The organism is Sphingomonas adhaesiva (assembly GCF_036946305.1).
Classification (GTDB): Bacteria; Pseudomonadota; Alphaproteobacteria; order Sphingomonadales; family Sphingomonadaceae; genus Sphingomonas; species Sphingomonas adhaesiva_B.
In genome coordinates, this window is sequence record NZ_JAQIJJ010000002.1 from 167,147 (window position 1) to 179,722 (window position 12,576).

The window sequence follows — 12,576 nt, forward strand, 5'->3', positions numbered from 1 at the left end:
CGCCCCTGTCCGTGGGGATCAGGCGCCCGCGTTCTTCAGCGCGCCCTCGACCGCCTGCCACGTCACCGCATTGTCCAGCTTGTTGCCGTTCAGGAAGAAGGTTGGCGTGCCGGTGACGCCGGCGTTGCTGCCCGCGTCCATATATTTCACCAGCGCGTCGATCTGCTTCTGATCGGTCAGGCAGGCGCGCGCCTGCGCCTCGGTCAGGCCGCGCTGCCTGGCGAAATCGATGAAGCCCAGCTTCTCCGCCCAGGCGGTGAAGATCTTCGCCGGCGGCTGGCCCTGCAACTGCTGCTGGAACTGGCCCGCGTCCTCCATCTTCGGCAGCACCTCCGGCTGGGCGGCGAACATCTGCTCCAGCATCGGGAAGAACGGCTGCGGCCCGGCGCAGCGCCCAATCAGCGCGGGCGCGAAATCGGGCGCGCCATGCACCAGGAACTCGCGGAACTCATAGGACACCTTGCCCGCCTTGACGTAATTGTCGATCAGCGGGCGCATGCCGGTGTTCGCGAACGCGCCGCAGGTGGGGCACAGCCGCGAGCCGTATTCGACCAGCTTCAGCGGCGCGTTCGGATTGCCCATCACGTAACCGCCCTCCGGCGTTGGCGCGACGGTCTGGGTCCAGTCCTGCCCGGCCGGTGCGGTCACCGCGGCGACCGAATTGGCGGGCGCGGTGACATTGCCGTCGCCGCCCGAACCGCACGCGGCCAGCAGCGCCGCGGGGACCATCGAGAGGATCGCGATACGCTTCATCATGTCACTCCATCACTTCGCGCCGGCGGCGCGCAATTGCGGTTGCAGCTGAGCCCAGCCGACGTTCTGCACCAGCCGGCCGTTGATCGCGAAGGCGGGCGTGCCCTGCACCGCACCCTGCGGCCCGGTGGCCGTCGCCTCCGACACCGCGATCACGCGCTTCACCGCGGCGTCGCTGGCGAAGCAGGCGTCGATCGCGGCAGCAGGCGCACCGGCGGCGCGCGCGATCGCGGTCAGCCCGGCGCCGTCCGCCATCGCCTTCATCTGCGCCAGCTGCGGCCAGCTGGCGATCCGGTCGCGATTGCCCTCGCCCCATTCACCCGCGCGCCCGATCCACTCCGCCTGCTGGGCGAAGACGCGCTCGTGATAGGCAGGAAAGGCGCGCGGACCGACGCAGCGCGCCAGCGTCGCGGCGATCAGGTCCAGCCCGTCATGGACTTGGTTGCGCACCTCGACGCTGGTCGAGCCGGAGCGCACCATCGCCGCCACCGTGGCGCGCGATTCGGCGGCGTAATGCGCGCAATGCGGGCAGGTGTAGCTGACATATTCGACCAGCTTCACCCGCGCCCTGGGGTTACCGGTCAGATAGCTGCCGGTCGCAACCGGGGTGACCACGGCGGTCCATGGGCGGGGCGCAGCGGCGGTCAGCGGCGCGGCGAGCAGGGCGAGCGCCGCGCAGATAAGGAAACGGCGCATCAGCGGACCTTCGGCAGATTGAGCGGCGGGGCGGCGACACCGGCGGCCAGCGCCTCCAGCACCGCCTTCAACTCAGGGTCGGCGATCGTCTTCAGCGTCTCGCCCATCTCCGACGGGGCCGGCGCCAGCGACGGGGGCGCGCGACGTTCGGGGCGCTTGGTCACCTCGCCCTGGCGGATCGCGACCTTCACCACCGCGGCATAGCCGAAGAAGCGGTTCACCCGCTCGATGATCTCCGGCGTCAGATGCGTCATCATCGGCGCGTGCGCGCCGCGCACCACCAGCGTCAGCGTGCCGTCCTGCTTCTTTCCCATCGGAAAACGGATCGATTCGGGCGTGCTGACCGCGGCCAGCCGCTCGCCGACGATCTCCGGCCAGCGCGTGACCACCGCCGACTGGACGAAGCCGAAGCGACGGAACGCCGCGCCGCCGATCGCGGGCAACAGCTCGGCGACCGCGCGCGAGCGGTTCTGGCGCTCGGGTTCGGCCTTGGGGGGCTTTGCGGTGGGGGCGCGGTCGCGCTTGCTCATTTACCGCCCCATGCCATAGCCGGGGCATGGACGCCAAGCGCCGCGACATCGCACCGAAGCTGCTCGACTGGTACGATCGTCATCGCCGCGACCTGCCGTGGCGCGCCGCCGCGGGTGCGGCGCCCGATCCCTATCGCGTCTGGCTGTCGGAGGTGATGCTACAGCAGACCACCGTCGCCACCGTGCGCCCGCGCTTCGCCGCCTGGGTCGAACGCTGGCCGACCTTCGCCGACCTCGCCGCGGCACCGGACGAGGACGTGATGGGCGCCTGGGCGGGGCTGGGCTATTATGCCCGCGCGCGCAACCTGCTCGCCGCCGCGCGCACGATCGCGCGCGATCACGCCGGGCACCTGCCCGACACGGAGGCGGCGCTGCGTGCGCTGCCGGGGTTCGGCGACTATACCGCCGCCGCGGTCGCCGCGATCGCGTTCGGACGGCGCGCGGTGGTGGTCGACGCCAATGTCGAGCGCGTGGTGGCACGGCTGTTCGCGATTCGCGACCCCCTGCCCGCGGGCAGGCGCGCGATCCGCGCCGCCGCGGACACGATCACGCCCGACGCGCGCGCGGGCGACTTCGCGCAGGCGATGATGGATCTCGGCTCGGCGATCTGCACGCCGCGCAAGCCCCGCTGCCTGTTATGCCCGATCGCCGGGGATTGCGACGCGCTCGCCGCCGATACGCCCGAAGCGTTTCCGGTCAAGAAGCCCAAGGCGGCGCGGCCGCATCGCCACGGCACGATCTTCTGGCTGGAACGCGACGGCGCGGTGCTGCTGGTGCGCCGCCCCGACAAGGGGCTGCTGGGCGGGATGCGCGCGCTGCCGACCGGCGCGTGGAGCGATGCGCCGCCGGGGCTGGCGGACGCGCCGACAGCGGCCGACTGGCGCCTGCTCGACGAGCAGGTCAGCCACGGCTTCACGCATTTCACGCTCGATCTTGCACTCGCCGTCGCGCGGACGCATCACGCGGTAAATATGGGCGAATGGTGGCCGATCGCACGGCTGGACGAGGCGGGATTGCCCACCTTGTTCGCCAAGGCGGCGGATGCAGTGAGGAGAGCGGGATGAGAGGCACGAGATGGATGCTGGCCGGCGCGATGCTGCTGGCCGCGGGCGGCAGCGCGCTGGCGCAGCAGCAGGCCCCTGTAGCGGCCCCGACGCCCCCCGCACCCGCCGCCAGCACCGGATCGATGCTGCCCGCCACCCAGGCGCTGTTCGACGGCTATGTCGCGCAGAAGCGCGTGCCGGGTATCGTCGGCGCGTTCGGGGTGGGCGACTGGCCGACCGCGTTCGTCGCCTCGGGCCGGATCGCCTATGACGCATCCGCCCCCGCCGCCGGCCCGGACAGCCTGTGGCGCGTCTATTCGATGACCAAGCCGGTCACCGCGATGGCGGCGATGATCCTGATCGAAGAGGGGAAGATCGGGCTCGACGACCCGCTGTCGAAATACTTCCCCGCCTTCGCGCACATGCGCGTGCTGACCAGCCCCGACACCTCGCTCGATTCGCGCCCGGCAACGAAGCCGATCACGATCCGCGAGCTGCTGACGCATACCGCGGGACTGGGCTATAACATCAACGCCAAGGGGCCGCTGCTGAAGGAATATGAGCGGCTCGGCATCCTGCCGGCGCAGCTCAACGCGCCGACCGAGGCGCAGGCGCGCGCGGTGCGCCCGACGACGCTGGCCGAGTTCGCGAACCGCGTCGCCACCGTACCGCTGATCGCGGAGCCGGGGACGACATGGCATTATTCGATCGGGCTCGACGTGATGGGCGCGGTGATCGAGAAGGCGAGCGGGATGCCGTTCGACCGCTTCGTCCAGACGCGATTGTTCGATCCGCTGAAGATGACGTCGACCTTCTGGCAGGTGCCGGCGGCGGAGACGGCGCGGTTCGCCACCAATTACGCGGTGGTCAACGGGCAGAGCCTGCCGATCGACCCGGCGGCGACCTCGCCCTATCTCCAGAAGCCCAGCTTCCCCTATGGCGGCGCGGGGCTGGTGTCATCGGCGCGCGATTACGACCGCTTCCTCCATATGGTGCAGGACGGCGGCATCCTGGACGGCGTGCGCGTGCTGAAGCCGGAGACGATCGCGCTCGCCACTTCCAACCTGCTGCCCGCGGGCGTGACCTTCACCGGGGTGACGCCGGGGGCCAACACCAACGCCGGCTATGGCGCGGGCGGCTATGTCATCCTCGCCGACAAGCCCGGCGTGATGGCGGGCACCTGGGGCTGGGACGGCGCGGCCAACACCGTGGCCTGGGCCAATCCGACGCGGCGCATGCGCGGGGTGGTGATGGTCAACATCTTCCCGCCCGGCTCGCTGCCGCTGCGCGCCGAGCTGCCGCGCGCGCTGATGACGGACGCGATGCGGATGAACGGCGCGGCCGGGGCGCTCAAGTGATCGCCACAGTCATTCCTGCGCCGGGCTTCACCGGCGGGCTGCTCGACCGCGCCGACCATCTGCGCCACGATGCCGATGCCTTTGCCAGCGCGATGGGCAATTGGCAGGCGCGGCTGCTCAAGCTCCACGATTTCGAGCCGGAGGTGACCGACGACGGCCGGCTCGGCTGGACGATGCTGACCGAGGCGCCGGACGAGGCGGAGTTCGTGTTGCTGGGCCTCGACAACGGCCGCCCGCGCTTCGCCGCGGTGATGCCGGGGCAGGCCGCGCCGCCGCCGTTCCGCTCGCCCAATTTGTTCGCGGTGCTCGACCAGCTCCAGCCGGGCGAGGCGGCGACCTTCGCCGCGGCACGCTCGCTGATCGACTGGCACGCGCGCCACCCGTTCTGCGCGCGCTGCGGCGGGGCGACCGCGATCTTCCGCGCCGGCTGGGGCCGCCGCTGCGACGCGTGCGGCGCGGAGCATTTTCCGCGCGTCGACCCGGTCGTCATCATGATCGCCGAACATGACGGGCGCGCGCTGCTGGGGCGCCAGCCGTCATGGCCGCGCGGGCGCTATTCGGCGCTGGCGGGTTTCCTGGAGCCGGGCGAATCGATCGAGGAAGCGGTCGCGCGCGAGATTTCGGAGGAGGCGGGGATCGCGGTGAGCGACGTCCGCTATATCGCCAGCCAGCCGTGGCCCTTCCCGTCGCAGCTGATGATCGCGTGCGTCGCGACCGCGGCCCACGACGCGCTGACGCTCGACATCAACGAGCTGGAGGATGCGATCTGGGTCACCCGCGACGAGGTGCGCGCCGCGCTGGCGGGCGAGGACGCGCCGTTCCTGGCGCCGCCGCCCTACGCGATCGCGCATACGCTGCTGGCGGCGTGGGCGGAGGGATAGTCGCTACCCCGTCATCTCACGTCACCCCAGCGAAAGCTGGGGTCTCTCCGTTGTAGTAGCGTAGCGCTCGCCACCGAGAGACCCCAGCTTTCGCTGGGGTGACGCTTGGGGGTGATGTAGAGGTCACAACTCCCGCGGGTCCGGCCCCAGCCGGCCGCCCGCGTCGTCCATCGCGTCGATCGCGGCCACGTCCGCCTCGCCCAGCCGCACGTCGCGCGCACGCCAGTTGCTCTCCAGATGGTCGGGGTCCGCCGCCTTGGGGATCACCGACAGCCCCTTCGCCAGATGCCAGGCGATGATGACCTGCGCCGGGGGTCGCGCCCACCCGCTCCGCGATCTCCACGATGCGCGCGTCCTTCAGCGTCGCCCCCTGCCCCAGCGGGCTCCAGCTCTGCGTCACGATGCCGTGCGCCGTGTTATAGGCCTGCACCTCGCGCTGCTGGAACGTCGGGTGCAGCTCGATCTGGTTGACCGCGGGTGTCATCCCGGTGGCGTCGATGATCGCGTCGAGATGCTCGGGCAGGAAATTGGACACGCCGATCGAGCGCGCCTTGCCCGCGTCGCGCAACGCCACCAGTCCCTTCCACGCCTCGACGAACTTGCCGCCCGCAGGATGGGGCCAGTGGATCAGGTACAGGTCCACCGCCTCGCGCCCCAGCAGCGCCAGGCTGGCGTCGAGCGCGCCCGCCGCGTCGCCATGCTGGTCGTGCCACAGCTTGGTCGTGATCCAGACGTCGTCATGCCCCAGCCCGTCGCCGACGCCGCGCTCGTTATGATACAGCGCCGCGGTGTCGATCAGGCGAAAGCCCAGGTCGATCCCGGCGCGCACCACCGGTGCCACCTGCGAATCGGGGATTTGATAGGTGCCCAGCCCCAGCTGGGGCATGGCGCGGCCATCGTTGAGGGTCAGGTCGGTCATCCGCGTCGAACCGTTGCTGGCGCGCGCGGTTCCCCTATTCGCGCTTCCCTTTCGCCGCCACCTGTCGCAGGGGCGCGTCCATGGTCGAGAAGATCCTTGCCGCGCTGGCGCTGTTCGCCGTCTCCGTGATCCGCGCCGGCGGCTATTGGGGCGTCGCGTTGCTGATGGCGATCGAGAGCGCGTGCATCCCGCTGCCGTCCGAAATCATCATGCCCTTCGCGGGCTATCTGGTGTCGACCGGCGAGATGAACCTGTTCCTCGCCGCGACCGCGGGCGCGCTGGGGTGCAACATCGGCTCGGTCGTCGCCTATGAGATCGGGCGCCGCGGCGGACGGCCGATGGCGGAGAAGTTCGGCCGTTACGTGCTGATCGGCCCGGGCGAGCTGGACCTGGCCGACCGCTTCTTCAACCGCTGGGGCGCGTGGGCGATCCTGATCGGGCGGATGCTGCCGGTGATCCGCACCTTCATCGCCTTCCCCGCGGGGGTGGCGCGGATGAAGCTGATCCCGTTCCACGTCTATACCTTCGTCGGCAGCTGGCCGTTCTGCCTGCTGCTGGCGTGGATCGGGGCGACGCTGGGCGACAAATGGAACAGCGATCCGCGGCTGAAGGCCTTCTTCCACCGCGCCGATGCGGCGATCGGCGTGGTGCTGGTCGCGGCGGTGGCCTTCTACATCTGGCACCGGGTGAAGGGGATGAAGAAGGCGGGCTAACCTCGCCCCACCCACCACGTCAGAACCCCCGTTTCGCCGCCAGCGCGCGCAGCTGGTCGTCGCGCCCCGGCGCCAGCTGCGCGACGCGCTTCTCATAGGCCTCGACCGCCGCCACCCCCGCGCGCTCGGGCGAGCCGGCATCGAACGGCGGCATGGGATCATATTCCAGCGACAGCTGCACCGCGCGCGCATGCGCCTCGCCGCGGATCAGCGCCGTCAGCGTCAGCGCGAAGTCGATCCCCGCGGTCACCCCGCCGCCGGTGACGCGGTTGCGATCCACCACGACGCGCTCCGCCACCGGCTCTGCACCGAACAGCGGCAGCATGTGGCGCTGCGCCCAATGGCACCCGGCGCGATAGCCATGGAGCAGCCCCGCCGCGCCCAGCACCAGCGATCCGGTGCACACGCTCGTCACCCATGTCGCCTCCGCGCCGACCCGGCGGACCCAGTCCATCGTCGCGTCGTCGGCGATCGCGCGATGCGTCCCGAACCCGCCGGGAATGCAGAGGATGTCGGCCGCCGGCACCTCCGCGAAGGTCGCGGTCGGCAGGATCGAAAAGCCGGCGTCGGTCGGCACCGGCTCCAGCGTCGCGGCGACCAGGTCGAGCCGGGCATGGCCCAGCCGCGACAGCACCTGCGCCGGACCGGTCAGGTCCAGCTGGGTCACCTCGGGAAACAGCAGGAAGGCGATATGCAGCGGGTCGGTCATGCCACAGGCTCCTCGACGGGAAGAATGCCCAGGCGCGCGGCGATCAGTGTCGCGCTCCCCCGCGGTGCTCCACGAATGCGCCAGTCACGCGACCGGGTGAACGATATCGACCCGCGTTCGACATGTCACGGGACATCGTTGGCGGTCTTCGCCGCGGCGCGCTGCTCGCGCTTCCACCGCGTCGCATTCTGCACCACGCAGCCGCTGGCACTGTTCGCCCCCACCGTCGAGCAGGTGCCGACGCCGACCGCGCCGACGTCCTGATTCGCCTGCGCCTTGGCCGCCCAGGCCTGGTTCTCGGGCGTCACCTCGAAGGTGCGCAATTCCTTGGGGATGCGGAACTGTTCCTCGGCGGGGCGGCGCGAGCAGACCACGATCTCCTCGCCATTGGCGTTGGTGGGGCAGCGTTCGTTGCCATAGAGCACCAGCACGCCATTGACCGGCGCGCTGCGCGAGGTGCCGCCCGCCACGCCGCTCGTCTTCGGCGCACGCACCGTCCCGGGCGAGGGCGGCCCGGCCTGCGCCAGCGCTGCCGCGGGCAGGAACGCGGCCAACATCAGCGGAAGGGCGACAGCACGCATCGGGTCAGATCCTCTTGGCGGTGGCGATGGCGATGCGGCATCCCAGCCGGATCGCGGCGGACAGCAGCGGATAGGCGGGCGCATCCTCCGCGCCGCTGGCCAGCGCGGTCTCGCGATGTTCCAGCTCCTCCGCCTGGAACTCCGCGATGGCATGCGACAGCTCGGGGTCGCTGTCGCCCAGCTCGCGCAGCTGGTCCTCGTAATGTTGGTCGATCTCGGTCTCGACCGCGGCGGTGCACGCCATCGCCGCCTCCGGCCCGATCGCCGCGGTGACGGCCCCCAGCGCGAAGCCGGCGACGTCCCAGAAGGGCTGGAGGATCGTCGGGCGCACGCCGCGCTCCGCGATCATCCGGTCGAAGAAGGCGCGGTGCCGCTCCTCCTGCAACGCCATCGCGGAGATCTTGCGCGCCATCGGCGAGCGCTGCCCCATGATCGCCAGCTGCCCGGCGTAGATGCGCGTCGCGCCATATTCGCCGGCCTGGTCGACCCGGATCATCGTATCGGTGGCACGGGGGCGATCGCCCGGCTTCCACCCCATCACCGCCTCCTCAGCTGGATCGCGATCAGCGCGGCACCGATCAGCGAGACGACCGCATTCCATCCCGCCAGCGACACGCCCAGAAGCGTCCACTGCGCCGCATCGCACCGAACGATCGGCGCGGCGAGCAGGTCCTTCAGCGCCTGATCGGGCGACAGTCCGGCGGTGGAGACGGTCTGGGTGCAGGCGGTGATGCCCTGCCACCAATGGTACTCGACCCCGGCGTGGAAGACGCCGATCAGCCCGGACACCGCGACCAATGCCGCCGCGCCCGCCACCAGCGTCGCCTTGCCGCGCGGCCCGCCGATGACGAAGGCGAGCGCGGCGAACGCCAGCGCGCCGTAATGCGGCCAGCGCTGCCAGTGGCACATCTCGCACGGATAGAGGTGGCCGATCAGCTGGAACGCCCAGGCGCCGGCGAGCAGCGCGCCGGGGATGAGCAGCGCGAGCAGCCGCGCGGTGCGGAGGTGGCGGGTCATGCCCTTCCCCCGTCATGCCGGGCTTGTCCCGGCATCCAGGGTTCTGCGCGACTCACTGCGGTTCGACGCGCGGAACCCTGGACCCCGGAACAAATCCGGGGTGACGGGGTGGTGGAGGGCGGCGTCGCGAACACGTCACCCCGGGCTTGACCCGGGGTCCCGCTGCCTCGCAACGGCGGGAGGAAGGAAGAAGCGGGACCCCGGCTCAAGGCCGGGGTGACGGAGTAGGAAGACGTCACTTCTTCCCCTCCGGCTTGGCCATTGCCTGCGTCACCGCGGCGACCTGCTGCGCGCCGCCCAGCCGCGCGATCGTCTTGAGCGCATACCACAGCTGGAAATCCTCGACGCCCTGCTTCTTCAGCGTCTCCGGCGTGGCGGTGAAGCGCGGGTCGTCCTTCACATCCTCTTCCAGCACCGCATTGTCGGGCGCCTTGATCTCGTTGATCAAATGGCGGCGCAGGTCGCTCTCGCGGAATACCGGGCGGTTCTTGTAATCGGGGTCGGAGAGCTGCGGCACGCGGATATCGGGCTCGATCCCGCCCTCCTGCACGCTGCGCCCCGATGGCGTGAAATAGCGCGCGGTGGTCAGCCGCAGCGCGGTGCGCGGCCCCAGCGGCAGCAAGGTCTGCACCGATCCCTTGCCGAACGTCCGCTCGCCCATCACCAGCGCGCGGTGATGGTCCTGCAACGCGCCCGCGACGATCTCGCTGGCGGATGCGGTGCCCGCATCGGTCAGCACGATCACCGGCAGGCCGTGCGCATCGTCGCCGGGCTTGGCATAATAACGCTGCGTATTGGCCGCCTCGCGCTCGCGCTGCGACACGATCTCGCCGCGCTCCAGGAACGAGTCCGCCACCGCGATCGCCTGATCCAGCAACCCGCCGCCATTCTCGCGCAGGTCGACGACATAGCCCAGCGGGCGGTGCCCCAGGGCCTTGTCGATCGCCATGATCGCGGCGCGGGTGTCGGCACCGGTCTGTTCGGAGAAGGTGTTGATGTTGATATAGCCGACGTCGCCCTTCACCTCCCATTTCACCGGGCGCTGGACGATCACCTCGCGCACCAGCGTGACCATGATCGGCTTGTCGCGGCCCGGGCGCACCAGCGTCAGCGTCACCTTGCTGCCCGGCTTGCCCCGCATCTGCGCGGTCGCCTCGTCCAGCGTGCCGCCGTAGATCAGCTTGCCGTCGATATGCGTGATATAGTCGCCGGACTTGATGCCCGCGCGGCCCGCGGGCGTATCCTCCTGCGGTGCGACCACCTTCACCGCGCCATCCTCCATCGACACGGTCAGCCCCAGCCCGCCGTAGCTGCCCTGCGTCTGGATGCGCAGGTTGTCGAAATCGGACCCGTCGACATAGCTGGAATGCGGATCGAGCGCGGCGAGCATGCCGTCGATCGCGCCCTTCATCAGTTGCTGGTCGGTGACCTTGTCGACATATTCCGCCTTCACGCGGTTATAGACGTCGAGGAACTTGTCCAGCTCGCGGTAACTGACGGTGTCGGCGGCGGCCATCGCCCCGGTGGCGACGGGGACCATCGCGATTCCGGTGACCAGGGCGGCGGCCTGAAGCAGTCGGGACTTCATACGAACGGATCGATCCTGCGACGAAAGGAGGCGGAACGCGGGTGTAGCGGAAAGGCAGGCATGGTCAAAGCGGGCGCACCAGACTTCCGTTCGCCCTGAGGAGAGGCTGAGCGAAGTCGAAGCCTCGTCTCGAAGGGCAAGCGCCAGCATGTGCTTCGAGACGGCATTTCGACAGGCTCAATGCCTCCTCAGCACGAACGGGGGTGGGAATGGGGCATTGCAACTGAACCGCCGCTGAGCGCTCATCCCACCAGCCGCGCGATATCCATCGGCCGCCCCTGCCGGCGCAGCTCCACCGTCACCTGCGCGCCGTCGTTGACCGCGGCGCGCCCGATCGGTGCCCCGGCTGCCACGACCTGTCCCGGGCGCACCGCCAGCGCGCCCAGCCCGGTGACGAGCGTCGTCCAGCCCGCGCCATGATCGATGATGACCACCCCGCCATAGCTGCGGAACGGGCGGGCATAGCCGATCCGTCCGGCCGCGGGCGCCACCGCCGCCGCGCCGGACGTCACCGCGAAGGTCAGCCCGCGCGCACGCACCCCGTCGCCGGACACCTCGCCCAGCCCGGTCACCAGCCGCCCCGCGACCGGCAGGCGATAGGCCGGTGGCTGGCCGGACGCGACCGCGGCGGCGGCGGCGGGGGGACCGGGCAGCGCGATGACGTCGCCCAGCACCGCCTGCTCCCCGCCGATGCGCGCCACGCGCTCGCCCGCGTCGCGCGCCGCCTCGCCCAGCGCCAGCGCGCGTTCGTCGCCCGCCTCCGCCGCGCCGTCGAGCGCCGCCAGCTGCTCGCGCGCCTCGACCAGCCGCCCGCGCCCGTCCTCCAGCGCGCGCGCCGCCACCTCCGCGCTGTCCTGCAGGGTACGGGTACGCGCCAGTTGCGCGCGCAGCGTCGCGGTGCGCGCGCGCAATGCGGGCAAGGTGGTGCCCAGCACCGCCTGGACATGGACCAGATCGCCGACGCTGCCGGGGCGGACCAGCGTGACCAGCGCGGGGCGCCGCGCCAGCGTGGCAAGCGACCCCAGCGCGTCGGCGACCGGTGCCTGCTGCGTCGCCAGCGCGCGGCGCTGCTCCCCCAGCAGCGCGCCGATCAGCGTCGCGCGGGTGCGCCCCGCGGCGATCTCCGCCTCCGCCGCGGCGACGCGCGCCGCCACCGCCCGCTCCTGCCAGCGCGCGCGTTCGGCCGGGTCGGTCGCGGCATCGGCGCGCGCATCGAAGGCGCGCGCCTGTCGCTGCGCCGCCAGCACCGCCGCCTTGGCGCGGCGCAGGTCGTCGCCGGTCGCGGCGGCCAGCGCCGCGCCCGTCGCGGCCAGCGCGATCGCACCGGCCAGAAGGATGCGCGCGCGCCTCATCCCCCGCGCCTCATCCTTCACGATGATAGGGATGGTTGGCGAGGATGCTGGTGGCGCGGAACAATTGCTCCGCCAGCATCGCGCGCGCCAGCAGGTGTGGCCAGGTGGCGCGCCCGAACGACAGGAGCAGGTCGGCCTCGCCGCGCTCCGCATCGGAAAAGCCGTCCGCCGCGCCGATCAGGAAGCGCGCCTCGCGCACGCCGTCGTCGCGCCACCGGCCCAGCCGCTCGGCGAACGCCATCGACGCCAGCACCTCGCCCTTCTCATCCAGCAGGATGCGGCGGCCCTGTGCGGCGGGTCGATCGGGCTCGCGCCCGCCGCGGTCGGGCAGTTCGCTGACGCGGGTCGGCCAGGCGACGCGCTTCATATAGCGGTCGACCAGCTCGGCCTCGGGCGATCGCCCGATCCGCCCGCGCGCGACGATGTGGAGCAGCAT

General features: G+C 71.2%; 15 protein-coding genes and 1 riboswitch. Of the genes, 4 read left to right on the forward strand and 11 right to left on the reverse strand.

What is annotated here, in order from left to right:
- Window positions 1-18 precede the first annotated feature (18 nt).
- The 3 genes from PGN14_RS00855 to PGN14_RS00865 are packed head-to-tail and all read right to left on the reverse strand — an operon-like array spanning window position 19 to window position 1,979.
- Window positions 19-756, reverse strand: coding sequence for a thioredoxin domain-containing protein (locus PGN14_RS00855; protein WP_335297516.1), 738 nt, complete (start codon window positions 754-756; stop codon window positions 19-21).
- A gap of 9 nt (window positions 757-765) precedes the next feature.
- Window positions 766-1,449, reverse strand: a complete 684-nt coding sequence (locus PGN14_RS00860; RefSeq protein ID WP_335297517.1) for a DsbA family protein — start codon at window positions 1,447-1,449, stop codon at window positions 766-768.
- On the reverse strand, window positions 1,449-1,979 hold the full coding sequence (locus PGN14_RS00865; protein WP_335297518.1) for a DUF721 domain-containing protein: 531 nt from the start codon (window positions 1,977-1,979) through the stop codon (window positions 1,449-1,451). Before PGN14_RS00865 ends, PGN14_RS00860 begins: the two co-directional genes overlap by 1 nt.
- A 26-nt stretch (window positions 1,980-2,005) precedes the next feature.
- Between PGN14_RS00865 and mutY the strand changes: the two genes are divergently transcribed.
- Genes mutY through nudC form a run of 3 tightly spaced genes read left to right on the forward strand, consistent with a single transcriptional unit; the run spans window position 2,006 to window position 5,261 of the window.
- Window positions 2,006-3,043 carry an A/G-specific adenine glycosylase gene (mutY, locus tag PGN14_RS00870; protein ID WP_335297519.1) on the forward strand — a complete coding sequence of 346 codons (1,038 nt, stop codon included), beginning with the start codon at window positions 2,006-2,008 and terminating at the stop codon, window positions 3,041-3,043.
- On the forward strand, window positions 3,040-4,380 hold the full coding sequence (locus tag PGN14_RS00875) for a serine hydrolase domain-containing protein (RefSeq protein WP_335297520.1): 1,341 nt from the start codon (window positions 3,040-3,042) through the stop codon (window positions 4,378-4,380). The genes mutY and PGN14_RS00875 overlap by 4 nt, the downstream gene beginning before the upstream one ends.
- A gap of 11 nt (window positions 4,381-4,391) precedes the next feature.
- The gene (gene nudC / locus PGN14_RS00880; RefSeq protein WP_335298018.1) at window positions 4,392-5,261 is read left to right on the forward strand and encodes an NAD(+) diphosphatase; all 870 of its coding nucleotides are present in this window, start codon (window positions 4,392-4,394) and stop codon (window positions 5,259-5,261) included.
- 16 nt (window positions 5,262-5,277) lie between these two features.
- Here nudC and PGN14_RS16815 read toward each other — a convergent pair whose 3' ends face one another.
- Entirely contained in the window at window positions 5,278-6,180 is a 903-nt protein-coding gene (locus PGN14_RS16815; RefSeq protein ID WP_443019426.1) for an aldo/keto reductase, read from the reverse strand.
- A gap of 80 nt (window positions 6,181-6,260) precedes the next feature.
- Here PGN14_RS16815 and PGN14_RS00895 point away from each other — a divergent pair, with 80 nt between their 5' ends.
- On the forward strand, window positions 6,261-6,893 hold the full coding sequence (locus PGN14_RS00895; protein WP_335297521.1) for a DedA family protein: 633 nt from the start codon (window positions 6,261-6,263) through the stop codon (window positions 6,891-6,893).
- A gap of 19 nt (window positions 6,894-6,912) precedes the next feature.
- On the opposite strand, the gene PGN14_RS00900 is transcribed toward PGN14_RS00895, so the two are convergent.
- The 7 genes from PGN14_RS00900 to PGN14_RS00930 form a co-directional block, all read right to left on the reverse strand.
- Window positions 6,913-7,602, reverse strand: a complete 690-nt coding sequence (locus tag PGN14_RS00900) for a DJ-1/PfpI family protein (protein WP_335297522.1) — start codon at window positions 7,600-7,602, stop codon at window positions 6,913-6,915.
- A 19-nt stretch (window positions 7,603-7,621) separates the two neighbouring features.
- Window positions 7,622-7,700: riboswitch (ZMP/ZTP riboswitch) on the reverse strand.
- 27 nt (window positions 7,701-7,727) lie between these two features.
- Window positions 7,728-8,183 carry a hypothetical protein gene (locus tag PGN14_RS00905; protein ID WP_335297523.1) on the reverse strand — a complete coding sequence of 152 codons (456 nt, stop codon included), beginning with the start codon at window positions 8,181-8,183 and terminating at the stop codon, window positions 7,728-7,730.
- Between the two features lie 4 nt (window positions 8,184-8,187).
- Entirely contained in the window at window positions 8,188-8,721 is a 534-nt protein-coding gene (locus PGN14_RS00910) for a demethoxyubiquinone hydroxylase family protein (protein WP_335297524.1), read from the reverse strand.
- A complete protein-coding gene (locus PGN14_RS00915) occupies window positions 8,721-9,200 on the reverse strand; it encodes a disulfide bond formation protein B (RefSeq protein WP_335297525.1) in 480 nt (159 codons plus the stop codon). The genes PGN14_RS00910 and PGN14_RS00915 overlap by 1 nt, the downstream gene beginning before the upstream one ends.
- 235 nt (window positions 9,201-9,435) lie before the next feature.
- Window positions 9,436-10,788, reverse strand: a complete 1,353-nt coding sequence (locus PGN14_RS00920) for a S41 family peptidase (protein ID WP_335297526.1) — start codon at window positions 10,786-10,788, stop codon at window positions 9,436-9,438.
- 242 nt (window positions 10,789-11,030) lie between these two features.
- Window positions 11,031-12,140: a murein hydrolase activator EnvC family protein gene (locus PGN14_RS00925; protein ID WP_335297527.1), complete on the reverse strand. Its 1,110-nt coding sequence runs from the start codon at window positions 12,138-12,140 to the stop codon at window positions 11,031-11,033.
- 10 nt (window positions 12,141-12,150) lie between these two features.
- Window positions 12,151-12,576 (reverse strand): 23S rRNA (pseudouridine(1915)-N(3))-methyltransferase RlmH, encoded by a 426-nt coding sequence (locus PGN14_RS00930; RefSeq protein WP_335297529.1) that lies wholly within the window; start codon window positions 12,574-12,576, stop codon window positions 12,151-12,153.